Here is a 23,433-nt window from a genome sequence, read left to right on the forward strand (position 1 = left end):
GTAGGTCGGCCGCCCCCTCTTCCGCGTCGGCGCAGAAGGGGATGTTCCGGCCTCCCCCTCAGGTACTACGCGGGGCACTCAGTAGCCCGCCGGACGGACCAGACCCGTCTCGTACGCGAACACCGCGGCCTGGGTGCGGTCCCGCAGGCCGAGCTTCACCAGGATCCGCCCCACATGTGTCTTCACGGTCTGCTCGGCCACCACCAGGTGCGCGGCGATCTCCGCGTTGGACAGGCCCTGTGCGATCAGGGACAGCACCTCGGTCTCCCGCTCGGTCAGCTCGTCGATCCGTGCCTTCGAGGGCGCCCGCGGCGCCCCCAGCCGGGAGAACTCCGTGATCAGCCGTCTGGTGATGTTCGGCGAGAGCAGCGCCTCACCGGCCGCCACCACCCGCACCGCCTCGGCGAGCTGGTCGGCCGACGCGTCCTTGAGCAGGAACCCGGAGGCTCCGGCGCGCAGCGCCTCGTACACGTACTCGTCGAGGTCGAAGGTGGTCAGCACGAGCACCTTGACGGTGGAGCCGGGGGCGGCCGTGATGACGGAGGTGGCCTCGATGCCGCCCATCCCGGGCATGCGGATGTCCATCAGGACCACGTCCGGTGCGCACGCGGCGGCCTTGGCCACCGCGTCGGCCCCGTCCACGGCCTGGCCGACGACCTCGATGTCGGGCTGGGCGTTGAGGAGGACGGTGAAGCCCTGCCGGACCATCATCTGGTCGTCGGCGATCATCACCTTGATGGGGTCGGCCGGAGTGCTCATGCGTCCTCGTCAGTCCTTCTTCGTCTCGGGGTCCATCGGGAGCACGGCGCTCACCTCGTACCCGCCGTCCGGGCGCGGGCCGGCGGCGAGCTCGCCCCCCAGCATGCCCGCCCGCTCCCGCATCCCGAGCAGACCGTGCCCGGCGCCGTGCGAGGGCGGGGCCGGCCGCGTCGGCGCGCTGTTGGCGACGCACAGGTGCAGTTCGCGCGGCCCGTAGGCGATGCCGACCTCCACCCGCGATCCGGGGGCGTGGCGCAGGCAGTTGCTCAGCGCCTCCTGCACGATCCGGTAGGCGGTGAGCTCGACGCCCGGGGTGAGGGGCCGCCGGATGCCCGCGACCTCGATGGTGACGGCCAGTCCGGCCCCGCGCACGTTGTCCACGAGGCCGTCCAGTTCGGCGAGGGTGGGCTGCGGGTGGTGCGGGTTCGCGGGATCGTCCGGCTGCTCGGAGCGCAGTACGCCCAGGACGCGGCGCAGTTCCGTCAGGGCCTCCAGCGCGTTCTCGCGGATGCCGGACAGGTTCTCCTTGAGCTCCTCGGAGGGGTTTTCCACCAGGTGCGGGGCGACCTGAGCCTGGATGGAGATCACCGACATGTGGTGGGCCACGACGTCGTGCAACTCCCGGGCGATGCGGCTGCGTTCCTCCAGCAGGGTGCGCCGGGCCCGCTCCTCCTCGGTGATCGTCTCCTGCTCGACGAGCTTGCCGCGGGCCAGGCGGGTGGCCCGCAGGGCGTACCCGAGCAGGCCGACGAAGCCGAAGAGGAGCATCGCGCCCACGACGCTGCTCTGGCTGTGCTCCGGTTTCAACAGCAGCTCGGCCAGGCCGGTCAGGGCGATGGGGACGGCCACCGCGGCGACGGTCACGCGGGGCGGCACGCGCAGGGCCACCAGCAGCAGGACGGGGGCGAACGCGATGATCCCGGCCGGCATCCAGGGCCAGGTCTGGCCCTGGCCGACGTCGTCGTGGACCGACCAGGCGACCACGGCCGCCGCCAGGAGGCCGAGCCACCAGCCGGCGATCGGGCGGAACATCGCGAGCGCGATGGACGAGCCGGTCAGGATCGCCGCCACCAGCGGGATGCCGCCCTGGTCGTGGTAGTTGTCGCTCATCTGCTCCGTGGTGAGGAACCCGAAGAAGACGGCGGCGTAGACGACCACCGCGTGCGGCAGCCGGGCCAGCCAGCGCGGCCGGGACATCCTGGGCAGCGGATCGCGCTCGATGGTGAACAGGTCGAGGGCCGGCGTCGTCAGGAGCCGGGCCCGGGGCGCGCGGGCGGCCTTGCCGGAGGACGCTTCCGCTTCCGCGGTGGGCGGTTCGCTCTGCTCGTTCACGTCGTCCACCCTAGGCATGGGCCGCCGTCACCTCTTCGGGTGCCCGGACGGAGGCCGTCCGGGAGGACCGGTGCCGCTTCGGCCGCCCGGCCTGCTCGTACGTACGGAACGCGGCCCAGCAGACGCCCAGCGCGGCCGCGAACACCGGCAGCCACAGCAGCCGGGCCGCCATCCACTGCGGGGAGTCGGGCACGGTGTGCAGTCCGGGCAGATCGACGGGGGCCAGCAGCCCCAGGGCGGTGACGGCCATCATCGCGGTCTGGTGCCACAGGAAGATCGTCATCGCGGACAGGTTCACCAGCGCGACCTTCGCCCAGACCCGGGGCCGCCGCACGGCCCGCTCCAGTGGCCCCCGGAGCAGCAGGGCCAGCCCGCACTGGGCCAGGCCGAACGCGACGGCGGCCAGGGTCGGCGGGTTCAGGTTCGATATCGGGGCCCCGGGGACACCGACCATGGAGGCCGGATACCCGCCCCAGAGGACCAGCCCGGCCGTCGCGGCGGCGCCGGCGCCCAGCAGCAGGGCGGCCGGGGTGCGCCGGGCGAACGCCCCGCGGGACCAGGCGGCGCCCAGGGTGTAGGGGACGAGCCAGCCGGCGGCCACGTTGACCCAGCCGATCCACTCCGGCCCGCCGAGGCCGAACCGCCACACGTCCACTCCGGCCACCACGGCCGCCGGCCACAGCGGGTTGAGCCGCGCCACGAGTGGTGTGGCGGCGGTGAGCACGCCGAAGACGAGGAGGAACCAGAGCGGGGAGAGGACGAGCTTGACCAGCGTCCGGACGGTGTCCGGCTCCGCCCCGCCGAGCAGCATCCCGGCCGCCGCCACGGTCCACAGGGCGAGCACTGCGGGGACCGGCCGGAACAGGCGCGCCAGCCGCTGCCCGACCCACACCCCGTACGGCACCCCGCGCCCGCGCGCCGCGGTGTACCCGCGGGCGGCGACGTGGCCGCCGACCAGGAAGAACACGGCCAGCGTCTGGAACACCCAGGACACCGGCGCCAGCCGGGGCATGTGGGCCAGCGGACTGGTGCCGGCCAGGCCGCCGTTGGCGGTGGTCAGGGCGGTCACCAGCCAGTGGCCCAGCACCACGCCGAGGATGGCGAAGGCCCGCAGGGCGTCCACGGTCCGGTCCCGGTCTGCGGGAGTGCCGCTGTCGATGCGGTCCGCGAGGGCGGACCAGCGGGCGCGCAGCCTACGCATGGGGGACCTCCGGGGTGCTCGGGGCGATCGGGGTGCTCGGGGCGGTGCCGAGGACGATGCGGGTCAGGCCGTCGAGGGACGCGGTGCCCGGCTTGAGGTAGTCGCTGTGCCCGCCGGGGCCGGCCGCGAAGGGCCGGGCCCCGAAGGCCGGATCGACGGGGTCGGTGCCGAAACCGAGCCCGCCGAGGCGCACATGGGGAACGTGGCCGATCCAGTCCGCCCCGCCGCGCCCGGCCCAGACCCGGGCCCCGGTCGGCAGTTCCGAGGCGGATGAGGCGCCGGTGCCGGGGCTGCCGAACAGGGCCATGTCCGTGACCGCGGGGCCGGTGGGGGTCCGGGCGCAGACCACGCTCCCGTAGGAGTGGCAGAGCAGGGAGAGCCGGGCGCCGGGCGGGGCCGTCCGTGCCAAACGGTCGAGGAAGGGGCCCAGTTCGGCGGCGGCCGCGTCCGCCCGGCCGGTGCTCAGCACGGTCGGGCTGACCGTGCCGGGGGTGTCGTACCCGAGCCAGGCGACCACGGCCGAGCGCGGATGTCCGGCCAGGAGGTGCCGTTGGAGGGCGACGGCCCCGGCGCGGAACCTCTGGTAGGTGTCCAGCGTGGTGTCGGAGCCGGGCACCAGGACGGCTATGCGGTCGGCGCTCTCCAGATCGCCGAGCACCTCGACGGCCCGGCCCCTGCCGCGGCCGTCGAAGGCGAGGAACCGTGCGGTGCCCTCCGCTCCCATGGCCTCCAGCTTCGCCGCGCGGCCGGTGCGTCCGGCCTCCCGCGCCATGCGGGCCGCCTCCGCGAGGCCGGCGCGGTTGGCCTCGTACCGGTCCGGGAGCGCGGTGTGTTCGGGGAGCGCGGCCGGTGCCGGGGCGGGGACGTCGGGGGAGGCGGCGGCGGACACCGGCACCACGACGGCCGCGGCGACGAGCCCGGCCAGCAGGGTGCGCCGCAGCCGGCCGCGCCGCCGTCCGGCGGGGCGTCGTTCGGGGCGTCCATCGAGGCGTCCGTCGGGGCGTCCTGTGGCGCGGGTCATGGCGGTCCCTTTTCCTTCGCTCGGTCCGGAGGCGCTGGATCGCGTCTTCTCCGGTTCCGAAGTTAGGAATTGGGGGGCATCGTCGGCGTCCCGCTGCGGAGCCCACTTCCCGTATGGCTCTCAGGTATGACGGGGCAGACCTGAGAGCCACGCCCGAGGAGGCGGGCCGTCCCCCGGGACCATGCCCGGGGATGCATCCCCGGGGCGGTGGACCGAGTTCTCGGGATGACCGACGGAGACTGGCGCAACGACCGCACAGGCAGCGCGCATCGGGGCGGGAACCCGACCGTGCTGCGCCGTCCAGGCCCGGAACCGGTCCGCATGCCGGTGTGGCGGTACGAGCAGGAGGAGTACTGGCGGGGCGCCCGCCACGAGCCGGGCGCCCGCCACGAGCTGGGCCCCCGCCACGAGCCGGGCCCCCGCCACGACGGCCTGCGCACCGCCATCGGGGAGGAGCCGGACCGGCTCACGGCCGGGTGGGCCCCGTGCCGGCGGCTCCCGTCGCCCCGCCGGCCAGCAGCGTGTCCAGGGCCTTCGTGAGGCGGTCCAGGACCTCGACCGTTTCCGCGAAGGCCGCCTCGCCCAGTTCCTCCGCGAGACGGCCGGCGAACGCGGCGTGGGCCGGGTCGATGCGGGCGACGGCGGCACGCCCCTCCTGCGTCGGGCGGAGCAGCTTCGCGCGCCGGTGCGCCGGGTTCGGGACGTACTCCGCGAGGCCCTTGGACACCAGCAGGTCCGCGACGCGCTGGACGCTCTGCCGCGTGATGCCCATGACCCGGGCGATCCCGGCCACCGGCAGCGGCTCCCGGAGCACCGCGCCCAGCACCTGCCACCAGGCAGCGGTCAGCCCGGCGGGCCCGGCCAGCTCCTCGGAGATCGCGAGGAAGCGGCCGTTCAGGCCGAACACCCCGAGCGCGGTCCGGCTCAGCAGGTCCTGCCGGGTCCGCGCCGACGGGGGAGGGGACGGGAGGTCAGGCATCGCCGCGCTCCGCAGCGGCCATCAGCACCGGGTACGCGCTCGCGTCCGAGTCGTGGAACAGGCGGTACCAGGCGTCCAGGACCTCCGGCTCGTAGACGCCCAGCCGGGCGAAGACCTCCCGGGCGAAGGCGACCGGTTCCGTCGGTCCCGCCGTGATCAGGTCGCCGTCCGTCACCGCGTCGGCCTCGACGTACCGCCCGGCGCCCGCGTAGCCCGGCTGGTGCGCCAGGTACGCGGCGGCCGCGCCGGTGTGGGCGTACGTGTCGAGCAGGCCCTCCCGGGCCAGGCCGGCGGTTGCTCCGCAGATCGCCGCGACCGGGACGCCGGCCGCCAGGAACTCCCGTGCCTTCGCCGCGAAGGGGGCCAGCTCGTCGCCGGAGTCCCACAGGGAGGCGCCGGTCAGGATGAGGAGGGAGGAGTCCGCGGGCGAGAGGTCCGCGAGGGAGAGGTCGGGCTGGACGCGTACGCCGCCCATGGTGGTGACCGGCGCTCCGGCGGCGAAGCCGACCGTGCGGACCCGGTGGCCGCGCTGGGCGAGGTGTGCGGTGGTGTGGCCGGTCTCCCAGTCCGCGTACGTGTCGTACACCGCGAGGTGCACGGGCCGGGTGCCGGCCGGGTCGGTGGGAGCGGAGGGAGTGTTGGGAGTGGTCGTGCCGGTCATCGTCATCGCCTCTTCCGTGCTTCCGTTCGTCCTGCCCTATGACAGTAGACTGTCACTTCGACAGCTTGCTGTCAATAAGCGTCCCACCAGCCGCCGGGCACCCCGTTCCGCGTCCCGTTCCGCGTCCCGTTCCGCGTCACCTGCCGACAGACTGCCGAGACCCGGACCCCACCCGCAGACAGTCCGCCGATATCCCCTCCCACCTGGGCACTCTTAGCGTGGCCGCATGACCCCTCACGTCACCACGGGCAACCCCGCAGACATCGCGGCCACCGGAGCAGCCGTCAAGGCCGCCGACCGCGCCCACGTCTTCCACTCCTGGTCCGCCCAGGCCCTGATCGACCCGCTCGCCGTCGCCGGGGCCGAGGGCTCGTACTTCTGGGACTACGACGGCCACCGCTACCTCGACTTCTCCTCCCAGCTGGTGAACACCAACATCGGCCACCAGCACCCCAAGGTCGTCGCCGCGATCCAGGAGCAGGCCGCCCGGCTCTGCACCCTCGCGCCCGGCTTCGCCGTCGACGTCCGCTCCGAGGCCGCACGCCTCATCGCCGAGCGGACCCCGGGCGACCTGGACAAGGTCTTCTTCACCAACGGCGGCGCCGAGGCCGTCGAGAACGCCGTCCGCATGGCCCGTCTGCACACGGGCCGGCAGAAGGTGCTGTCCACGTACCGCTCGTACCACGGGGCCACCGCCGCCGCGATCAACCTGACCGGCGACCCGCGCCGCTGGCCCTCCGACACGGCCGCCGCCGGAGTCGTGCACTTCTGGGGCCCGTTCCTCTACCGCTCGCCGTTCCACGCCGCCACCGAGGCCGAGGAGTGCGAGCGCGCCCTCGCGCACCTCGCCGACACCATCGCCTTCGAGGGCCCGGCGACCATCGCCGCGATCATCCTGGAGAGCGTGCCCGGCACCGCCGGGATCATGACCCCGCCGGCCGGCTACCTGGCGGGCGTGCGCGAGCTCTGCGACCGCCACGGCATCGTCTTCATCCTCGACGAGGTCATGTCCGGCTTCGGCCGCACCGGCAAGTGGTTCGCCGCCCAGCACTGGGACGTCACCCCCGACCTGATCACCTTCGCCAAGGGCGTGAACAGCGGGTACGTGCCCCTCGGCGGCGTCGCCATCTCGGCCGCCATCGCCGAGACCTTCGCCCGCCGGCCCTACCCGGGCGGGCTGACGTACTCCGGCCACCCGCTGGCCTGCGCCGCCGCAGTGGCGACGATCAACACCATGGAGGAGGAGGGCGTCGTCGAGCACGCCGCCCACCTCGGCGCGAACGTCATCGGCCCGGCGCTCGCCGAGATCGCCGAGCGGCACCCGTCGGTCGGCGAGGTCCGCGGCCTCGGCGCCTTCTGGGCGCTGGAGCTCGTACGGGACAAGCAGACGCGCGAGCCGCTCGTCCCGTACAACGCGGCCGGCGCCGACAACGCGCCCATGGCCGAGTTCGCGGCGGCCTGCAAGGCCTCCGGCCTGTGGCCCTTCGTGAACATGAACCGCACCCACGTGGTCCCGCCGTGCAACATCACCGAGGCGGAGGCCAAGGAGGGTCTGGCCCTGCTGGACGAGGCGCTGACGGTCGCGGACCGGCACACCACGTCCGGCTGACCGGGGCCGTCCGAGACGGAAACCACCCGCGTTCGATCGGTTTCGGCCTCGCTGCCTGGCCTAAGGTGTCCGAAAGTTCTACCGAGGAGACGGACCCTTATGCCAGGCAGCGGCGCTGTCACCCGCAACACACTTCGCCAGCAGATCGCGGACGCGCTGCGTGACGAGGTGCTGGCGGGACGCCTGCCACCGGGCACGGAGTTCACCGTCAAGCAGATCGCCGAGCAGTACGAGGTCTCCGCGACCCCCGTGCGCGAGGCGCTCGTCGACCTCTCGGCCCAAGGGCTGCTGGAATCGGTGCAGCACCGGGGCTTTCGCGTGCGCGTCTTCACCGTGGACGACTACCGGGGCATGATCGAGGCCCGTACGCTCATAGTGGACGGGATCTTCCGGCGGCTCGTCGAGCGCGGCACCGCGCCCGGCTCCGGCGAAATGCTGGTGTCGGTGCGCCGTCGTGCCGAGGAGGCGTGCAGGGCCGCGCACAGCGGGTCCCTCGAAGTGCTGATCGGCTACGACCTGCGCTTCTGGAGGGAGCTGAGCGGGCTGGTCGGCAACACGTACATCTCGGATTTCCTGCACCGCATCCGCGTGCAGTGCTGGGTCTTCGCCGTACCGCACCTGAAGGCGGCCCCCGATCTGCACACCGGGCTGTGGTCCGGCCACAACGAGCTGGTGGACGCGGTGACGCGGGCCGACGCCGACGAGGTGCGCACGCTGGTGCGCGCGTACAACCAGCGCGCGCTGGACTGGGCCGCGGGCCTGAAGGCGGTCGGCGCGTGACCGACACGACCGCGACCGGCGAGACCGGCACCTGCACGGGCACCGGCACCGGCAAAGTGGCCGCCCCCGACTGGCTCGGCGCCGTCGGGCTCTCCGTCGTCATCCCCGCGCACGAAGACGCGCACCGGATCGGCGCGACGCTCGACGCCTTCCGCGCCCATCTCGACGCCCGCCTCGGCACCGGCCCCGGCGACTGGGAGCTCGTCGTCGCCGACGACGCCTCCACCGACGGCACCGCCGCCCTCGTCGAGGCCGCGGCCGCCGACGAACCCCGGATCCGCCTGATCCGCTCCGAGCACCACCGCGGCAGGGGCGCCGCGCTGCGCGCCGGAGTACTCGCCTGCGCCGGGCAGCGGGTACTGCTCGCCGACGCCGGGCTCAGGACACCGCCGGCTGAGCTGGACCACCTGGAGCGGGCCCTGGGCCAGGAGGATCCGCAGAACGGGAACGGGAACGGGAACGGGAACGAAAGCGAGAGTGCGACCGCCGCCCTCGGCCGGACGGGAAACCGCCTGGTCCGCGCCCTGGGCATCCCCGGGATGCCGGGTTTGCGCGCCGACACCTGCGGCTTCGCCCTCTTCGACGGCGACCGGGCACGGGCCGCCTTCGGCGCCTCCGTCCTCGACGGACCGGCCATCGACGCCGAGGTGCTGCGCTGGATGCGCCGCCAGGGCTGGTACGCGGCCGAGGTCCCGGTGAGCCGCACCCCGCAGCCGGCCGCCCGCCCCCGCCCGTCCGCGGCCGCGGTCCCCGGCGACCGGCGCCGCGCGCTCACCGAGCTCTTCCGCCTGAACGCCGGCGGCCTCGCCGTCGCCGCCGTCTTCCTCGTCCTGTCCGCGTACGTCTTCCACGGCCTGTGGGCGGACCTCGACGGCCGCTACCTCGCGGACGCGCTCCAGGACCAGAACCAGTGGGAGTGGTTCGTCGGCGTCGCCACCGACAACATCACCCACCTGCGCAATCCGCTCTTCACCACGGCCCAGGGCATGCCCGACGGCGTGAACCTGATGGCCAACGCCACGATGCTCGGCCTGACCGTCCCGCTGATCCCGGTCACGCTCCTGTTCGGCGAGACGGTCACCTTCGCGCTCGTCCTGACGCTCGGCATGGCCGCCAGCGCCTGGACCTGGTACTGGCTGATCCGCCGCCGCCTCGTGCGGAGCCGCTGGGCCGCCGCCGCGGGCGGGGCGCTCGCCGCGTTCGCGCCGCCGATGGTCTCGCACGCCAACGGCCACCCGAACTTCGTCGTCCTCTTCATGCTCCCGCTGATCATCGACCGGGCCCTGCGCCTGTGCGAGGGCCGGAACGTGGTCCGCGACGGGGTCCTGCTCGGCCTGTTCGCCACGTACCAGATCTTCCTCGGCGAGGAGCCGCTGCTCATCGCCGCGCTCGGCATGCTGGTCTTCTCCCTCGCCTACCTGCTGGTCGACCGGCGGCGCGCGCTCGCGGCCGCACGGCCGCTGGGCCTCGGCCTGGTCATCGCCGCGGGCGTCTGCGTACCGCTGCTGATCTACCCGCTGTACTGGCAGTTCTTCGGCCCGCAGAGCTACCACTCGGTCCTGCACGGGGACAACGCCGGCAACAGCCCGCGCGCCCTGGTCGAGTACGCGGCCCGCTCGCTCTTCGGCGACGCCGAGACGGCCGGACGGCTCTCGCTGAACACCACCGAGCAGAACGCCTTCTACGGCTGGCCGCTGCTCGCGCTCGGCGTGGCCGTCTGCGTGTGGATGTGGCGCAGCAAGCCGGTCCGCGCGCTCGCGATCACCGGTTTCGTGGCGCTGGCACTGTCCCTCGGACCCTGGGTGCCGGTCCCGCGCACCGACGTCGTGCTGCCGGGGCCCTGGCGGCTGATGGTGAAGCTGCCGCTGTTCGAGTCGGTGATCGAGGGGCGCGTGGCGATGGTGTGCGCCCCCGTCCTGGGCGTGCTGCTCGCGCTCGCGCTGGACCGGATCGTGACGGTGCGCACCCGCGAGCTGCGCACGCTCGGCCTCCTCGCGGTGGCGGCGGCGCTGATCCCGGTGCTGCCGCTGCCGCTGGCCGTACGGGAGCGGGCGCCGGTGCCGGCGTTCATCACCTCGGGGGCCTGGAAGGGCTACGTCAAGGACGGCGAAGCACTCGTGCCCGTACCGCTGCCGGACCCCGGCCAGGCGGACGCGCTGCACTGGCAGGTCGAGGCGGACTTCGGCTTCCGGCTGGCCGGCGGCTACTTCAACGGGCCGTGGGGGCCCGACCGGATCGGCATCTACGGGGCCACCCCGCGCCACCTGTCGAACCTCCTGCGGGACGTCCGGTACGGGCAGCAGCCGCCGGAGATCACCCCGCAGTGGCGGGACCAGGCCCGCCGGGACCTGGAGTTCTGGAAGGCGGGCGCCGTCGTGCTGCCCTTCCAGGACCGCGGGGTCGAGCTGCGCGACATGATCAGCGAGCTGCTGGGGCGGCAGCCGCAGAAGGTCGAGGACGTCTGGGTCTGGAGGGTGGGTCCGGACCGGGTGTAGCGGGCGGCTCCGGCGCGAGTTCCGCCCCAGGTTCTGCGCAGCCCTTCGCGGAGGGTGTTCGGCACACTACGCTGGCGGGATCGGCGACACCGACTGATCGGAGCCCGCGTGGCCTGTGACCTGTGGCTGGTCCCCCTTGTCGACGTGCTGTGCCACAGCCCCGACAACCCGTTCGCGGAAGAGATCGCCTCGTACGACAAGGCGCTGGGCGAGGCGGGCCTGCCGTCGGTGCCCGTGTTCGCGTACATGCCGGGCCTGAGCGGGGACGTGGCCCCCGTCGCCGGCTTCGACTACGACGCCCTGCACTTCCTGCGGCGGGCCTACCTGCTGCAGATCTGCGGACTGCCGGTGACGCCGGTGGACGAGCTGGGCGGGGACTACGAGCAGCTTCTGGAGATGTTCGAGCCGACGGCGCAGCAGTCGCACCTGGTGTGGCACTACGACCATGCCGGGGCGTACGTGCCGGTGGACTTCGCGGCTCCGCTGGCCAACGAGGAGCTGCTGGCCGGAGGCGGGCCGCTGGGCTCGGCGCAGGGCCTGCTGCGCGAGCTGATGGTGGTGGCGCCGGCGATCGGGATAGACCCGGGGAACCCGCCGGGGGCTCCGGCCGCGCCGGGCCGGCCCACGTCCCTGGAGGAGCCCGCGGGGCCGATTCCGTACGACGAGAGCCCCTTCGCGCGGGAGCGGCACGTGTGGCTGGGCCTGCACGCCGCCGCGACGCGGAGCCTCGGCCAAGGCTCGATGATCATCTTCAGCTGACCGCCGTCGGGTCGGGGGCTCGTCCCCCGACCCCCTCACACACCGGCGGGGCCGCTTTCAGCGGGGCTGCTCCGGCGGGCGCTGGCGCGGCATGTTGGGGCGGGTGCCCGGGGGGAGGGGGAAGCGGGTCGGCGGGAGGCCCGCCTCCGCCCGCGAGGACGGGGCGCCGAGCGACTGCATCACCAGCGGCGCCGGCCCCGAGGAGAACTCCACCATCCACTCCGCGGTCTCCGAGCGCACCAGCTCCGTCACGTCCTCCGAGAAGCGGCGGAGCACGGTCAGGCACCGCTCGGCGGCCTCGCTCGCCGTGCCCTCCGTGGGCCCCAGCACCTCCCGCACGTTCTCCGAGGCCCAGTCGAACTGCAGCGTCTGCAGGCGGCGCTGTACCGCCTGCGCCGTGGCCACGTCCCGCATCCAGCCCGAGGTCAGGCCGAAGAACCGGTCGCAGGCCAGGCAGGCCGCGGCCAGGAGCAGCGAAAGGTAGCCGTACGAGGCCACCCCCGGCGCGGACCCCGTCAGCTCCAGCAGCGGCATCGCGGCCCCGGCCACCGCCCCCGCGGCGGCTCCGACCCGCAGCACCCGCGCGCCCCGGCGCTTCCACGCCCGGTCGGACAGGTACCACTCCGCGGTGCGCAGCGCATCGGCCTCGACCCGCCGGTAGAGCTCGTCCAGCCGCTCGGCCGGCTCGCCCCAGTCCCCGAGAGGGAACGGCCCGCCGGTCAGATCGCCCGCCGCCATCGGTCCGCTGCCCTCCTCCCGGGAGTCCCGGGGTTCCCGGGGATCCCGGGGTGGCCCCTCGGGCTGCATCTCCGGCTGGCTCACCCGGCACTCCCTCTGCCTGCGCTGACGTGTGGTGGTGCGCGTGTGCGCAATGATGCGCATGCTCTTCCTACCTTCGAATGGCGGCCCATGGGCGGCGAATCCCCGGTTTTCCGCCCGCAAGGAGGTCTCCATCAGGTACGCGCACGCCCCGTCTCTCACTCGAAAGAGTTGGTCCTCACGGCGTAGGGCGCGCCGCGCGGGGAGCACGTAGGCTCGGATTGACCAAGCTGCCCAGTCTTGGACCGACGCGACGGAGTGAGTGACCTGTGATTCCCGGTGGTGGCCAGCCCAACATGCAGCAGCTGCTCCAGCAGGCCCAGAAGATGCAGCAGGACCTCGCCGCGGCCCAGGAGGCGCTCGCGCAGGCCGAGGTCGAGGGCCAGGCCGGCGGCGGCCTGGTGAAGGCGACCGTCACCGGCTCCGGTGAACTGCGCGCGCTGGTGATCGACCCGAAGGCCGTGGACCCGGCGGACACCGAAACCCTCGCCGACCTGATCGTCGCGGCGGTCCAGGCGGCCAACGAGAACGCCCAGGCGCTCCAGCAGGAGAAGCTCGGCCCGCTGGCCCAGGGCCTGGGCGGCGGCAGCGGCATCCCCGGCCTGCCGTTCTAGCCCGCGGTCCGGCACCCGAACCCGACCCCGACCCGCACGACCCGACCCGACCCGACCCGACCCCACACCCCCACCGCAGAACGAAAGAAGGCAGTCCGTGTACGAAGGCGTGGTCCAGGACCTGATCGACGAACTGGGCAGGCTGCCCGGCGTCGGGCCCAAGAGCGCGCAGCGGATCGCCTTCCACATCCTGCAGGCCGAGCCCACCGACGTCCGCCGCCTCGCGCACGCGCTGCTGGAGGTCAAGGACAAGGTCCGGTTCTGCGCGGTGTGCGGGAACGTGGCGCAGGAGGAGCGGTGCAACATCTGCCGCGACCCGCGCCGCGACACCACGGTCATCTGCGTGGTGGAGGAGCCGAAGGACGTGGTCGCGATCGAGCGGACCCGCGAGTTCCGGGGCCGGTACCACGTCCTCGGCGGTGCGATCAGTCCGATCGAGGGCGTCGGCCCGGACGACCTGCGCATCCGCGAGCTGCTGGCGCGGCTCGCGGACGGAGAGGTGACCGAGCTGATCCTCGCCACCGACCCGAACCTGGAGGGCGAGGCGACCGCCACCTACCTCGCCCGCATGATCAAGCCCATGGGCCTGAAGGTCACCCGCCTGGCCAGCGGGCTCCCCGTCGGGGGAGATCTGGAGTACGCGGACGAGGTCACGCTGGGGCGGGCCTTTGAAGGAAGGCGACTTCTCGATGTCTGACGCAATGCTGCACGCCCTGGGAGTGGATCCGGACGATTTCGCGGCCTCGATCGCGGACCAGATCGAATCCTTCATCGTCGCGGTCACCGAGGTGGCCAAGGGCGAGGACCCGGACAGCGCGGTGCCCTTCCTCCTCCTGGAGGTGTCCCAGCTGCTGCTGGCGGGCGGCCGGCTGGGCGCGTACCAGGACGTCCTGCCCGACGAGCGCTACGAGCCCGACCTCGGCCCGGAGCCCGACGTGGACGACCTGCGCGAGCGTTTCGCCCTCATGCTGGAGCCGGTCGACGTCTACTCCGAGGTCTTCGACCCGTACGAGCCGCGCAAGGCTCCCGTCGCGCACCGGATCTCGGACGACCTCGCCGACGTGGTGGCGGACCTGCGGCACGGCCTCATCCACCACCAGGCGGGCCGGACCACCGAGGCGCTGTGGTGGTGGCAGTTCTCGTACTTCACCAACTGGGGGCCGACGGCCTCGGCGACGCTGCGCGCCCTGCAGTCGCTGATCGCCCACGTGCGGCTGGACCAGCCGCTGGAGGCCCTGGACGGTCTGGACACCGACGAGGACCTCGCCGAGGACGACCTCGCCGAGCAGGCCGGACGGGTGATGGCCGAGGAAATCGGTGCCCGGCTGGGTCTGCCGGGGAAGTAGGGAACCCGGTTCCTGGTCTGATCGTCTCATGATGTGGTACGAAGCGGTCGGATCGCGGCCGCTCGTTACACTGCACCAGCAATGAGACGGACTGAGCGAGGAGCGCACGTGGGCCTTGTCGTGCAGAAGTACGGAGGCTCCTCCGTAGCCGATGCCGAGGGCATCAAGCGCGTCGCCAAGCGGATCGTGGACGCCAAGAAGAACGGCCACCAGGTGGTCGTCGTGGTTTCCGCGATGGGCGACACGACGGACGAGCTGATCGATCTCGCCGAGCAGGTGTCACCGATGCCTGCCGGGCGCGAATTCGACATGCTGCTGACCGCCGGAGAGCGGATCTCCATGGCCCTGCTGGCCATGGCGATCAAAAACCTGGGCCACGAGGCCCAGTCGTTCACCGGCAGCCAGGCAGGCGTCATCACCGACTCGGTCCACAACAAAGCGCGCATCATCGATGTCACGCCGGGCCGCATCCGCACCGCGCTGGACGAGGGCAACATCGCCATCGTCGCCGGTTTCCAGGGCGTGTCGGCGGACTCCAAGGACATCACCACCCTCGGCCGCGGCGGCTCCGACACCACCGCCGTCGCGCTCGCCGCGGCGCTGGACGCCGAGGTCTGCGAGATCTACACCGATGTCGACGGCGTCTTCACCGCGGACCCCCGCGTCGTGAAGAAGGCCCGGAAGATCGACTGGATCTCCTCCGAGGACATGCTGGAGCTCGCGGCCTCCGGTTCCAAGGTGCTGCTGCACCGCTGCGTCGAGTACGCGCGCCGCTACAACATCCCGATCCACGTCCGCTCGTCCTTCTCCGGACTGCCGGGCACCTGGGTCAGCAACGAGAATCCGCAAGGGGACGCGCAGGTGGAGCACGCCATCATCTCCGGAGTCGCTCACGACGTCTCCGAAGCCAAGATCACGGTCGTCGGCGTTCCGGACAAGCCGGGCGAGGCGGCGGCGATCTTCCGCGCCATCGCGGACGCCGAGATCAACATCGACATGATCGTGCAGAACGTGTCCGCCGCGTCCACGGGCCTGACGGACATCTCCTTCACCCTCCCCAAGACCGAGGGCCACAAGGCCATCGACGCGCTGGAGAAGGCCAAGGGCGCCATCGGCTTCGACTCCCTGCGCTACGACGACCAGATCGGCAAGATCTCCCTGGTCGGCGCGGGCATGAAGACGAACCCGGGCGTCACCGCCTCCTTCTTCCAGGCGCTGTCCGACGCGGGCGTGAACATCGAGCTGATCTCGACCTCCGAGATCCGCATCTCGGTCGTGACCCGCCAGGACGACGTCAACGAGGCCGTCCGCGCCGTGCACACGGCCTTCGGCCTCGACTCCGACAGCGACGAGGCCGTCGTCTACGGAGGCACCGGACGATGACCGGGACCCGGTCGGCCCCGGCTCCGGCGCTCGCCGTGGTCGGGGCGACCGGAGCGGTCGGCTCCGTCGTACTCCAGATCCTCTCCCAGCGGGCGGACGTCTGGGGTGACATACGCCTGATCGCCTCCGGGCGCTCGGCCGGCCGCGTACTGACCGTGCGCGGGCGGGAGTGCGAGGTGCTCGCCCTCACCGAGGACGCCTTCGAGGGCATCGGGCGGGGCGACGTGGTGCTGTTCCTGACCCCGCCCGAGGTCTCGGCCAGGTGGGCCCCGGCCGTCGTCATGCGCGGGGCCGTCGCCGTCGACCAGTCCGCGGCCTTCCGGGAGGATCCCGAGGTGCCGATGGTGGTGCCCGAGGTCAACGCCCAGGCCGTACGGGAGCGCCCGCGCGGCATCGTCGCGGGCCCGGACTGCGTCACCGCCGCGATGATCGCGGCCCTGGGCGCGCTGCACGCCGAGTACGCGCTGGCCGACCTGACCGTGTCCTCGTACCAGGCCGCCAGCGCGGCCGGGCGGGCCGGCTCCGATGCGCTGCGGCGCCAGCTGTCGCTGGTGGCCGGGACCTCGCTGGGCGAGCAGACCGGGGACGTGCGCCGGGCCGTCGGCGAGGACGCCGGTCCCTTCGCCGCCCCGCTCGCGCTGAACGTCGTGCCGTGGTCCGGTGAGCTGTGCGAGGGCGGCTGGTCCTCGCACGAGCTGGCCGTACGGGCGCAAGTACGCCGGGTCCTCCACCTGGACGCGCTCCCGGTGGCGGTGACCTGCGTACAGGTGCCGGTGCTGACCGGGCACTCGCTGAGCGTACGGGCGCGGTTCGAGGCCGAGGCGGACGCCTCGCACGCCCGGGAGGTCCTGGAGGCCGCGCCCGGCGTGGTCGTGGTGGACGACCCGGCCGCCGGGGAGTTCCCGACTCCGGTGGACGCCGCGGGGACGGATCCGGCCTGGGTGGGGCGGCTGCGGGGCTCGCTCGACGATCCGCACTCCCTGGAGTTCTTCGTGTGCGCGGACAATCTCCGCAACGGGGCCGCCCTGAACGCCACTCGGATCGCGGAACTGATCGCTGGTGAATTCGCGTAATTCACTTTGTAGGATCAGTGCTGATCCCTTGATCAAGGTGATGGCCTGACTGCCGCCTGGACGGGCGGGGCAATCAGGAAGAGCGGGTGCGCATGAGGGCTATGGGGATTTTGCTGGTGAGGCGGCCTCACGCGTACAACCCTGGTGGGGGGACGCGTGTCCAACTGGCGTGGCAGAGGCACTTCTCGACTTCGCCGTCGTACCGGCGCGCAGCGCACTCGGTGCGCCGCGCCGGCCTTCCCGCACGCCCGTGCCCGGCGGGCTCACCGTGATCCTTCCCGTTCCGCCGGCCGCGGCGCCGATCGCCGTGCCCTCCGCCGTACCGACCCTGGCCGGCCGCGTGCCCGCGCCCCGCGATAGCGCGGAGGCCGCGGGGACCGGGGAGGAGACGTCCGCCGAGCCGGCCGTCGTCGCGGGCACCACGGTCGACCACCTCACCGAGACCTACCAGGCCCACTACCGCTCCCTGCTCGGCCTGGCCGCCCTGCTCCTCGACGACACCGCCTCCTGCGAGGACGTCGTCCAGGAGGCGTTCATCCGGGTCCACTCGGCCCGCAACCGGGTTCGCGATCGGGACAAGACACTGGCGTATCTGCGCCAGACCGTCGTCAACCTCTCGCGCTCCGCGCTGCGCCGCCGCATCCTCGGCCTCAAGCTGCTCTCGAAGCCGATGCCGGACATGGCCAGCGCCGAGGAGGGCGCGTACGACCAGCTGGAACGGGACGATCTCATCAAGGCGATGCGCGGACTCCAGCGGCGTCAGCGCGAGGTGCTGGTGCTGAGGTACTTCGCGGACATGACGGAGGCCCAGGTCGCCGAGACGCTCGGCGTCTCGCTCGGCTCGGTCAAGGCGTACGGATCGCGGGGCATTGCCGCGCTGCGGGTGGCGATGGAGGCTGCGCAGTCATGATGGACGACCACACCCCGCCGGGCGGCGGGGGCGAGGAACAGGCGCTGCGGAGCCTGCTGCGCGGAGCCGTCGAAGGCCTGGAGCCCTCCGAGGGCGCGCTGGAGCGGCTGCGGTACGCCGTCCCCGTACGCAGGACCCGCAAGCGCCAGGCCCTCGTCGGGGCGGCGGTGGCCGCGCTGCTGGCCGGTACGGCCATCCCGGCGGCCCTGCACCTGCACATCACCGGCGGCGAGGGCGGCGGCGCCGACCGCTCGGCGATGGCCGGGCACGGCGAGCGGCCCGGGACCGGGGCCGGCGGCGGCACCTCCGATCCGCACCAGGACGGCGAGGGCGACCCCCGGCCCGGCAAGGCCGCCGGCGCGGGCGCGGAGACGGCCGGCACCGGCGCGCGGCCGGACGCGCAGGACGGCGGCGCCCCGACCGGCGGCGGCACGGCCGGCCCGGACACCGCGGGCGCGACCGCGGGGGCCTCGGCCGGGACCGGCCCGCAGCCCCCCGTGGCGGCGGCGCCCGGCGTGCCCGGATGCAGCGCGGAGCAGCTCGGGGTGCAGGGCAGCGCCAAGTCCCCGGAGGCCGACGGCAAGGTGTACGGCAGTTTCAAGGTCACCAACGTCTCGGTGCGCGGCTGCACGGTCATCGGCCCGGACACCGTGACGGCGGCCTCCGTGTCGGCGCCCGGCCAGTCCTCGGGGGTCACCGTGGTCGGCCACACGGCGGGGGATCCGGCGGCCGGGCTGCCCGACCCCTCGGCGGAGACGCCGCTGCTGGTGCTCCAGCCGAACACGGCGTACGAGGTCCGCTTCGCCTGGGTTCCCTCGGCGCAGTCCTGCCCGGCTGCCACGCCCGATCCGGTGTCCAAGCCCCCGGCGGACGCCCCGGACGGCGGGCAGGGCTCGGCGGCCCGGGTCACGCGTTCGGATCCGGACACCGCGGGCAAGGCTCCGGAGCCGACCGGGGTGGAGGTGACGCACACGCCGCACACGACGCTGCCGGGTGCGCCCACCACGCAGACGACGATCCCCGCCGCCTGCGGGGGGACGGTCTACCGGACCGGCGTCATTCCGCTGGACGCGCCGAAGCCTTAGCGGCGGCCGGGGCGGCGACCGCCCCGGCGGCGGGTGTCGTGGCCGCGGCGGCCTGCGGCACCAGCCCCGCCTCGGCATCGCGCAGGGTCTCCACCTCGCGGCGGTAGAGCCGGAACCACATGAACAGCACGAACGCGGCGAAGACGAACCACTCGCCGGTGTAGCCGAGGTTCTGGAAGGCCTTCAGGTCCAGCCCGGTGTTGACCGGCGCCTGCGCGGGCACCGGGGTCAGGCCGTCCGCCGGGGTCTGCACCGTCAGCCAGGCGTCGTAGAGCCCGTAGGGCACGAGGTTGACCAGCGAGGCCGCCCCGATCACCCCGAGCTGCCCGGCCGGCAGCCCGCCCTCGGCGTACACGCCCTTGCTGGTGGAGCTCTCGGAGGCCTGGAGCGCGCCGGTCACCTCGACCCGCCCGGTCGGCGCCGCCGGGGCCTTCGAGGCGTCCGCGGTGCCCGGCAGCCAGCCCCGGACCACCGGGACGGCCTTGCCGGAGTCGGTCCGCAGCAGGGTCAGGACGTAGAACCCGCTCCTGCCGTCGAGCCGCCGCTCGGGGACGAGCAGCTGCTCGGCGTACTCGCCGGAGGCGGAGGCGAGGCGTCCGGAGGTCTTCTTGTCCACCGGGAGCAGTGACTCCAGCGGCGCGGCGGCCCCGGCCGCAGGTCCTCCCGCGCCCGCCTCCTTGTGGCTGTCGACACGGTCCTCGAACCGGCCGAGCTGCCAGGTCCCCATGAACAGGCAGACGGGGACGGCGAGCGCGACGAAGACGTTGATCCCCCACCAGCGCGGGGTCAGGAGAAACCGGTGCACCCCACCACCGTACGGGGGGTGTACCGGATCACCGGGGCCGGGGCCGCCGCCGAGGCCGCACCGGGCCTTACCGCGGGAGGTGCTCGCGCACGAACTCCAGCTCCATCCGGACCTGCTTGATCCGTTCCTCCACGACGAGCGAGCCGTGCCCGGCGTCGTAGCGGTACACCTCGTGCACCGCCCCGCGCGCCGCCAGCCGCTCCACGTAGTTCTCGATCTGGCGGATCGGGCAGCGCGGGTCGTTGACGCCCGCCGCGATGTGGACGGGGGCCTTGACCGCGTCCACGTACGTGAGCGGCGAGGAGGCCTCGAAGCGGTCCGGGACCTCCTCCGGCGTACCGCCGAAGAGGGTGCGGTCCAGGGACTTCAGCGCCTCCATCTCGTCGTGGTACGCCGTCACGTAGTCGGCGACGGGGACGGCGGCCAGGCCCACGGCCCAGGCCTCGGGCTGCGTGCCGAGGCCCAGCAGGGCCAGGTAGCCGCCCCAGGAACCGCCGGAGAGCACCAGGCGCGCCGGGTCGGCGAGGCCGGAGCCCACCGCCCACTCCCGGACGGCCGCGATGTCCTCCAGCTCGATCAGGCCGACGCGGTGCTTGAGCGCGTCGGTCCACTCGCGGCCGTAGCCGGTCGAGCCGCGGTAGTTGACCCGGACCACCGCGAAACCGTGGTCCAGCCAGGCCGCCGGGGTCGCCGCGAAGGCGTCGCTGTCGTGCCAGGTCGGCCCGCCGTGCACCTCGAAGACCGTCGGGAAGGGGCCGTCGCCGTGGCCCACGGGCCGCTGCGCCAGCGCGTGGACGCGCCCGCCGGGGCCCTCCACCCACACGTCCTCCACCGGTACCGAGCCGGGCGCCCGGAAGCCGGGAGGGTCCAGGACGATCCCGCCGGCGGTGGACCGTACGGCCGAGGGCTCGGCCGCCGAGGACCACAGGTACTCCACCGTGCCGTCGGGCCGGGCGCTCGCGCCGGAGACGGTGCCGGGCGGGGTGTCGACCTTGACGAGCTCGCGCGCGGCCAGGTCGTAGCGCCACAGTTCGCTGCGCGCCTCGAAGCCGTGCGCGATCAGCAGCGCGGAGCCGTCCGGGTACCACTCGGCGCTGACGTCGCCCGGCAGCTCGATCGCCAGGTCCTGCTCGGACCCGGTGGCCACGTCCCAGACCATCGGTTCCCAGCGGCCGCGCCGCTGGTGGCCGACGAGCAGCCGGGTGTCCCCGGCGACCGGCGCGAAGCCGAGCACCTCCAGGCCGAGCTCCACCGTCCCCTCCCGGGAGTCGTCGAGCTCGGCGACGGTGGTCCCGTCGAGGGTGACCACGCGCAGCGCCGAGTGCATGGCGTCGCCGTGCTCGGTGTGCTCGATCGCGATCAGGGTCCCGTCGCGGGAGAGGTCGCCGACGCCGGCCGACTCCCGGTGCCGGTAGATCACCGCGGGCTCCGTGCCGTCCGGGCGCACCACGTGGATGGTGGTCCCCTCCTCGTCGGTGGACCGGCCGATGACGGAGGTCCCGTCCCGCCCGATGGCGAGCCCGGCGGGGTACGAGGGCTCCAGCCCGGGGGTGGCCGGCTCGTCGGGGCCGCCCGCGAAGGGCTGGCGCACCCAGGTGCCGAACTCGTCGCCGTCGGTGTCGGAGAACCACCAGATCCACTCCCCGTCGGGGGAGAGGGTCCCGTCGGTGGTCCCGTTGGGCCGGTCGGTGGCCTGCCGCCGGCTGTCGGTGGCCCGGTCCCAGGCGTAGAGCTCGTACGTCCCGGTGGCGTTGGAGACGAAGAGCGATCGGTCCGGAGCGTCCTCGGCCCAGTCGGGCAGCCCGACGCGCGGCGCGCGGAAGCGCTTCTCCCAATCGGGCACGGCCGTGTTGTCAGTCATACCTCCCATGTAACCCGATTGGCGCTGTCGAATGGTCGTGGCGGGCGGGAGGGGGCAGCGTGGGCGGGGTCCCACCCAGCCGTTTTCCAGTTCCAGTGAGGAGTGATCATGGCGAAGCAGCGCAAGGAACAGACTCACGAGGACCGTCGGTCGTCCGACTCCGGGATGCCGAACAAGCCGGCGATGCTGGTCGAGGACGTGCGCGAGGCGCAGACGATGGCCATGAAGGAAGACCGGATGCGCGAGCAGCAGCGCCGCAAGGGCGGGCGCGGCTGACCCTCGCTCCGGATGCCGCCTCCCGCGAACGGAGGGACAGTGGAGGGCGTAGGCCCTCCGGTGCGTCCCGATGTGTCCCGAGGAGGAGCGATCATGGCCAAGAAGGCTCGTGCCGGCACGTCACAGGCCGCGGAGCGCGAGCGGGAGCGGGCGAAGAACACGGCGGCCGAGGCGCGTGCGAAGGCCGCGGTCAGAGACGTGCAGTCCGTCTCCGCGAAGACGCGGGGCATGCAGCAGAAGGCCCAGGCCAAGCGCGGCTGAGTCCGGCACGCGGTGCGGGACGGCAGGACAGCAGGACGGCAGGACGTCGTGGCCCGCGGTTTCCCCGGAAACCGCGGGCCGCGGTCGTAGGGTGGCCGTATGCGGATGATCGTCCGGGGTGCCCGGCTGCTCCACACCGAAGGACTGTCCGACGTGGAGGTCGCCGAGGACGGGCGGATCGCGCGGGTGGTCCCGTACGACGACCAGAAGGAGCCCCCGGCCACCGGTGTGCTGATCGAGGCGCACGGCGGGCTGCTCACCGCCCCCTTCGTCGAGCCGCACATCCACCTGGACACGGCCCTGACCGCGGGGGAGCCGCGGCCGAACGCCTCCGGGACGCTGTGGGAGGGCATCGCCTGCTGGAGCGAGCGCAAGCGGACCCTGACCCGTGAGGACGTCGTCGCGCGGGCCACGGAGGTGCTGCGCTGGCAGGCCGCCCAGGGCGTGCTGCACGTGCGCACGCACTGCGACGTCACCGACCCCGGCCTCACCGCGCTGGACGCGCTGCTGGAGGTCCGTGACCGGGTCCGGGAGTTCATGACCCTGCAGATCGTCGCCTTCCCGCAGGAGGGCATCGTCTCCTTCCCCGGCGGCGAGGTGCTGCTGCGCGAGGCGGTCGCGCGCGGCGCCGACGTCGTGGGGGCGATCCCGCACTTCGAGGACACCCGTGAGGACGGGGTGGCGTCGCTGGGCATCGCCTTCGCGGTGGCCGAGGAGCACGGGCTGCGCGTGGACGCCCACTGCGACGAGATCGACGACGAGCAGTCCCGCTTCGTGGAGGTGCTGGCCGCGCTCGCGCTGCGCACGGGGCTGCGGGAGCGGGCGACGGCCTCGCACACGACTGCCATGGGTTCCTACGGCGGCGCGTACAGCTTCAAACTCCAGCGGCTGCTCTCCCGTTCCGGGATCAACCTGGTCTCCAACCCCTTCGCGAACCTCAATCTCCAGGGCCGCTTCGACGGCTACCCGAAGCGGCGCGGGCTCACCCAGGTCAAGGAGATGCTGTCGGCGGGGGTCAACGTGGCCTTCGGCCACGACGACGTGATGGACCCGTGGAACGCGCTCGGCACCGCGAACCCCCTCCAGACCGCCCTCGTCGGGCTGTACGCCGCCCAGCTCACGGGGGCGGACGAGATCCCGGTGGCGTTCGAGATGGTGACGGAGCGCGCGGCGCGGGTGCTGGGCCTGACGGACGCGGAGTACGGGATCGCGCAGGGCGCCCCCGCCTCCTTCGTGCTGCTGCCGGCCGAGACCCCGGCGGAGGCGGTACGCCGCCAGGTCCGGCCGCGGTACGTGGTCGCGCAGGGGACCGTACTCGCCGAGACGCCGCCCGCGCCGACGCGGCTGAACTGGCCGGGGGAACCGCCCGCGGTGGTGGACTTCCGCCGGTCGTAGGACGGCGCC

Annotated in this window: 23 protein-coding genes; 14 read left to right on the forward strand and 9 right to left on the reverse strand. The window is 73.4% G+C overall.

Going from position 1 to position 23,433, the window contains the following annotated elements; genetic code table 11:
* Nucleotides 1-78 precede the first annotated feature (78 nt).
* The 6 genes from ACFYXV_RS16950 to ACFYXV_RS16975 all read right to left on the reverse strand — a co-directional run bounded on the left by ACFYXV_RS16950 (nucleotide 79) and on the right by ACFYXV_RS16975 (nucleotide 5,953).
* Nucleotides 79-759 (reverse strand): response regulator, encoded by a 681-nt coding sequence (locus ACFYXV_RS16950; protein ID WP_385467855.1) that lies wholly within the window; start codon nucleotides 757-759, stop codon nucleotides 79-81.
* A 9-nt stretch (nucleotides 760-768) separates the two neighbouring features.
* Nucleotides 769-2,091, reverse strand: coding sequence for a sensor histidine kinase (locus tag ACFYXV_RS16955; RefSeq protein WP_385467852.1), 1,323 nt, complete (start codon nucleotides 2,089-2,091; stop codon nucleotides 769-771).
* A 10-nt stretch (nucleotides 2,092-2,101) separates the two neighbouring features.
* Nucleotides 2,102-3,292 (reverse strand): acyltransferase, encoded by a 1,191-nt coding sequence (locus ACFYXV_RS16960; RefSeq protein ID WP_389383249.1) that lies wholly within the window; start codon nucleotides 3,290-3,292, stop codon nucleotides 2,102-2,104.
* Nucleotides 3,285-4,313, reverse strand: coding sequence for an alpha/beta hydrolase (locus ACFYXV_RS16965; protein WP_389383250.1), 1,029 nt, complete (start codon nucleotides 4,311-4,313; stop codon nucleotides 3,285-3,287). The genes ACFYXV_RS16960 and ACFYXV_RS16965 overlap by 8 nt, the downstream gene beginning before the upstream one ends.
* 466 nt (nucleotides 4,314-4,779) lie before the next feature.
* Nucleotides 4,780-5,292 carry a MarR family winged helix-turn-helix transcriptional regulator gene (locus ACFYXV_RS16970; protein WP_385467844.1) on the reverse strand — a complete coding sequence of 171 codons (513 nt, stop codon included), beginning with the start codon at nucleotides 5,290-5,292 and terminating at the stop codon, nucleotides 4,780-4,782.
* A complete protein-coding gene (locus ACFYXV_RS16975) occupies nucleotides 5,285-5,953 on the reverse strand; it encodes a DJ-1/PfpI family protein (RefSeq protein WP_389383326.1) in 669 nt (222 codons plus the stop codon). The genes ACFYXV_RS16970 and ACFYXV_RS16975 overlap by 8 nt, the downstream gene beginning before the upstream one ends.
* A 226-nt stretch (nucleotides 5,954-6,179) precedes the next feature.
* On the opposite strand from ACFYXV_RS16975, the gene ACFYXV_RS16980 reads away from it, so the two are divergent.
* From ACFYXV_RS16980 to ACFYXV_RS16995, 4 genes are all read left to right on the forward strand, one after another.
* Nucleotides 6,180-7,562: an aspartate aminotransferase family protein gene (locus tag ACFYXV_RS16980; protein WP_385467838.1), complete on the forward strand. Its 1,383-nt coding sequence runs from the start codon at nucleotides 6,180-6,182 to the stop codon at nucleotides 7,560-7,562.
* A gap of 99 nt (nucleotides 7,563-7,661) precedes the next feature.
* Nucleotides 7,662-8,342: a GntR family transcriptional regulator gene (locus tag ACFYXV_RS16985; protein WP_385467835.1), complete on the forward strand. Its 681-nt coding sequence runs from the start codon at nucleotides 7,662-7,664 to the stop codon at nucleotides 8,340-8,342.
* Nucleotides 8,339-10,837: a glycosyltransferase gene (locus ACFYXV_RS16990; protein ID WP_389383251.1), complete on the forward strand. Its 2,499-nt coding sequence runs from the start codon at nucleotides 8,339-8,341 to the stop codon at nucleotides 10,835-10,837. Before ACFYXV_RS16985 ends, ACFYXV_RS16990 begins: the two co-directional genes overlap by 4 nt.
* Before the next feature lie 108 nt (nucleotides 10,838-10,945).
* A complete protein-coding gene (locus ACFYXV_RS16995) occupies nucleotides 10,946-11,596 on the forward strand; it encodes a hypothetical protein (RefSeq protein ID WP_383339342.1) in 651 nt (216 codons plus the stop codon).
* A gap of 57 nt (nucleotides 11,597-11,653) precedes the next feature.
* Here the strand turns inward: ACFYXV_RS16995 and ACFYXV_RS17000 are convergent, their stop codons facing one another.
* Nucleotides 11,654-12,418, reverse strand: a complete 765-nt coding sequence (locus ACFYXV_RS17000) for an SLATT domain-containing protein (protein WP_383339345.1) — start codon at nucleotides 12,416-12,418, stop codon at nucleotides 11,654-11,656.
* A gap of 266 nt (nucleotides 12,419-12,684) precedes the next feature.
* Here ACFYXV_RS17000 and ACFYXV_RS17005 point away from each other — a divergent pair, with 266 nt between their 5' ends.
* From ACFYXV_RS17005 to ACFYXV_RS17035, 7 genes are all read left to right on the forward strand, one after another.
* Entirely contained in the window at nucleotides 12,685-13,029 is a 345-nt protein-coding gene (locus ACFYXV_RS17005; protein ID WP_385467830.1) for a YbaB/EbfC family nucleoid-associated protein, read from the forward strand.
* 97 nt (nucleotides 13,030-13,126) lie between these two features.
* Nucleotides 13,127-13,726, forward strand: a complete 600-nt coding sequence (gene recR / locus ACFYXV_RS17010; RefSeq protein WP_030152816.1) for a recombination mediator RecR — start codon at nucleotides 13,127-13,129, stop codon at nucleotides 13,724-13,726.
* Nucleotides 13,719-14,375: a DUF5063 domain-containing protein gene (locus tag ACFYXV_RS17015; protein WP_048477051.1), complete on the forward strand. Its 657-nt coding sequence runs from the start codon at nucleotides 13,719-13,721 to the stop codon at nucleotides 14,373-14,375. Before recR ends, ACFYXV_RS17015 begins: the two co-directional genes overlap by 8 nt.
* A 108-nt stretch (nucleotides 14,376-14,483) precedes the next feature.
* A complete protein-coding gene (locus ACFYXV_RS17020; RefSeq protein WP_385467825.1) occupies nucleotides 14,484-15,758 on the forward strand; it encodes an aspartate kinase in 1,275 nt (424 codons plus the stop codon).
* Complete coding sequence (locus ACFYXV_RS17025; protein ID WP_385467822.1) at nucleotides 15,755-16,831, forward strand: aspartate-semialdehyde dehydrogenase; 1,077 nt, start codon at nucleotides 15,755-15,757, stop codon at nucleotides 16,829-16,831. The genes ACFYXV_RS17020 and ACFYXV_RS17025 overlap by 4 nt, the downstream gene beginning before the upstream one ends.
* Nucleotides 16,832-17,000: 169 nt before the next feature.
* Entirely contained in the window at nucleotides 17,001-17,741 is a 741-nt protein-coding gene (locus ACFYXV_RS17030; protein ID WP_385467819.1) for a SigE family RNA polymerase sigma factor, read from the forward strand.
* The gene (locus ACFYXV_RS17035; RefSeq protein WP_389383254.1) at nucleotides 17,738-18,826 is read left to right on the forward strand and encodes a hypothetical protein; all 1,089 of its coding nucleotides are present in this window, start codon (nucleotides 17,738-17,740) and stop codon (nucleotides 18,824-18,826) included. Before ACFYXV_RS17030 ends, ACFYXV_RS17035 begins: the two co-directional genes overlap by 4 nt.
* On the opposite strand, the gene ACFYXV_RS17040 is transcribed toward ACFYXV_RS17035, so the two are convergent.
* Together ACFYXV_RS17040 and ACFYXV_RS17045 are read right to left on the reverse strand one after the other, a co-directional pair.
* The gene (locus ACFYXV_RS17040) at nucleotides 18,798-19,631 is read right to left on the reverse strand and encodes an SURF1 family protein (protein WP_385467813.1); all 834 of its coding nucleotides are present in this window, start codon (nucleotides 19,629-19,631) and stop codon (nucleotides 18,798-18,800) included. The genes ACFYXV_RS17035 and ACFYXV_RS17040 overlap by 29 nt on opposite strands.
* A gap of 67 nt (nucleotides 19,632-19,698) precedes the next feature.
* Nucleotides 19,699-21,492, reverse strand: coding sequence for a prolyl oligopeptidase family serine peptidase (locus tag ACFYXV_RS17045; protein ID WP_389383256.1), 1,794 nt, complete (start codon nucleotides 21,490-21,492; stop codon nucleotides 19,699-19,701).
* 108 nt (nucleotides 21,493-21,600) lie between these two features.
* Between ACFYXV_RS17045 and ACFYXV_RS17050 the strand changes: the two genes are divergently transcribed.
* From ACFYXV_RS17050 to codA, 3 genes are all read left to right on the forward strand, one after another.
* Nucleotides 21,601-21,768, forward strand: a complete 168-nt coding sequence (locus ACFYXV_RS17050) for a hypothetical protein (protein ID WP_383339367.1) — start codon at nucleotides 21,601-21,603, stop codon at nucleotides 21,766-21,768.
* A 93-nt stretch (nucleotides 21,769-21,861) separates the two neighbouring features.
* The gene (locus tag ACFYXV_RS17055; protein WP_158734350.1) at nucleotides 21,862-22,029 is read left to right on the forward strand and encodes a hypothetical protein; all 168 of its coding nucleotides are present in this window, start codon (nucleotides 21,862-21,864) and stop codon (nucleotides 22,027-22,029) included.
* 99 nt (nucleotides 22,030-22,128) lie between these two features.
* A complete protein-coding gene (gene codA / locus ACFYXV_RS17060) occupies nucleotides 22,129-23,424 on the forward strand; it encodes a cytosine deaminase (RefSeq protein ID WP_389383258.1) in 1,296 nt (431 codons plus the stop codon).
* Nucleotides 23,425-23,433: the final 9 nt, after the last annotated feature.

Source organism: Streptomyces sp. NPDC002181 (assembly GCF_042890485.1).
GTDB lineage: Bacteria > Actinomycetota > Actinomycetes > Streptomycetales > Streptomycetaceae > Streptomyces.

What these genes read in the sequence shown, in the direction of transcription:
- ACFYXV_RS17045 (WP_389383256.1), bottom strand. Translation starts at nt 21,492, where the DNA reads ATGACTGACAACACGGCCGTGCCCGATTGGGAGAAGCGCTTCCGCGCG.
- ACFYXV_RS17035 (WP_389383254.1), top strand. Translation starts at nt 17,738, where the DNA reads ATGATGGACGACCACACCCCGCCGGGCGGCGGGGGCGAGGAACAGGCG.
- ACFYXV_RS17050 (WP_383339367.1), top strand. Translation starts at nt 21,601, where the DNA reads ATGGCGAAGCAGCGCAAGGAACAGACTCACGAGGACCGTCGGTCGTCC.
- codA (WP_389383258.1), top strand. Translation starts at nt 22,129, where the DNA reads ATGCGGATGATCGTCCGGGGTGCCCGGCTGCTCCACACCGAAGGACTG.
- ACFYXV_RS16970 (WP_385467844.1), bottom strand. Translation starts at nt 5,292, where the DNA reads ATGCCTGACCTCCCGTCCCCTCCCCCGTCGGCGCGGACCCGGCAGGAC.
- ACFYXV_RS16965 (WP_389383250.1), bottom strand. Translation starts at nt 4,313, where the DNA reads ATGACCCGCGCCACAGGACGCCCCGACGGACGCCTCGATGGACGCCCC.
- ACFYXV_RS16960 (WP_389383249.1), bottom strand. Translation starts at nt 3,292, where the DNA reads ATGCGTAGGCTGCGCGCCCGCTGGTCCGCCCTCGCGGACCGCATCGAC.
- ACFYXV_RS16950 (WP_385467855.1), bottom strand. Translation starts at nt 759, where the DNA reads ATGAGCACTCCGGCCGACCCCATCAAGGTGATGATCGCCGACGACCAG.
- ACFYXV_RS16985 (WP_385467835.1), top strand. Translation starts at nt 7,662, where the DNA reads ATGCCAGGCAGCGGCGCTGTCACCCGCAACACACTTCGCCAGCAGATC.
- ACFYXV_RS17055 (WP_158734350.1), top strand. Translation starts at nt 21,862, where the DNA reads ATGGCCAAGAAGGCTCGTGCCGGCACGTCACAGGCCGCGGAGCGCGAG.
- ACFYXV_RS17015 (WP_048477051.1), top strand. Translation starts at nt 13,719, where the DNA reads ATGTCTGACGCAATGCTGCACGCCCTGGGAGTGGATCCGGACGATTTC.
- ACFYXV_RS17025 (WP_385467822.1), top strand. Translation starts at nt 15,755, where the DNA reads ATGACCGGGACCCGGTCGGCCCCGGCTCCGGCGCTCGCCGTGGTCGGG.
- ACFYXV_RS16975 (WP_389383326.1), bottom strand. Translation starts at nt 5,953, where the DNA reads ATGACCGGCACGACCACTCCCAACACTCCCTCCGCTCCCACCGACCCG.
- ACFYXV_RS16980 (WP_385467838.1), top strand. Translation starts at nt 6,180, where the DNA reads ATGACCCCTCACGTCACCACGGGCAACCCCGCAGACATCGCGGCCACC.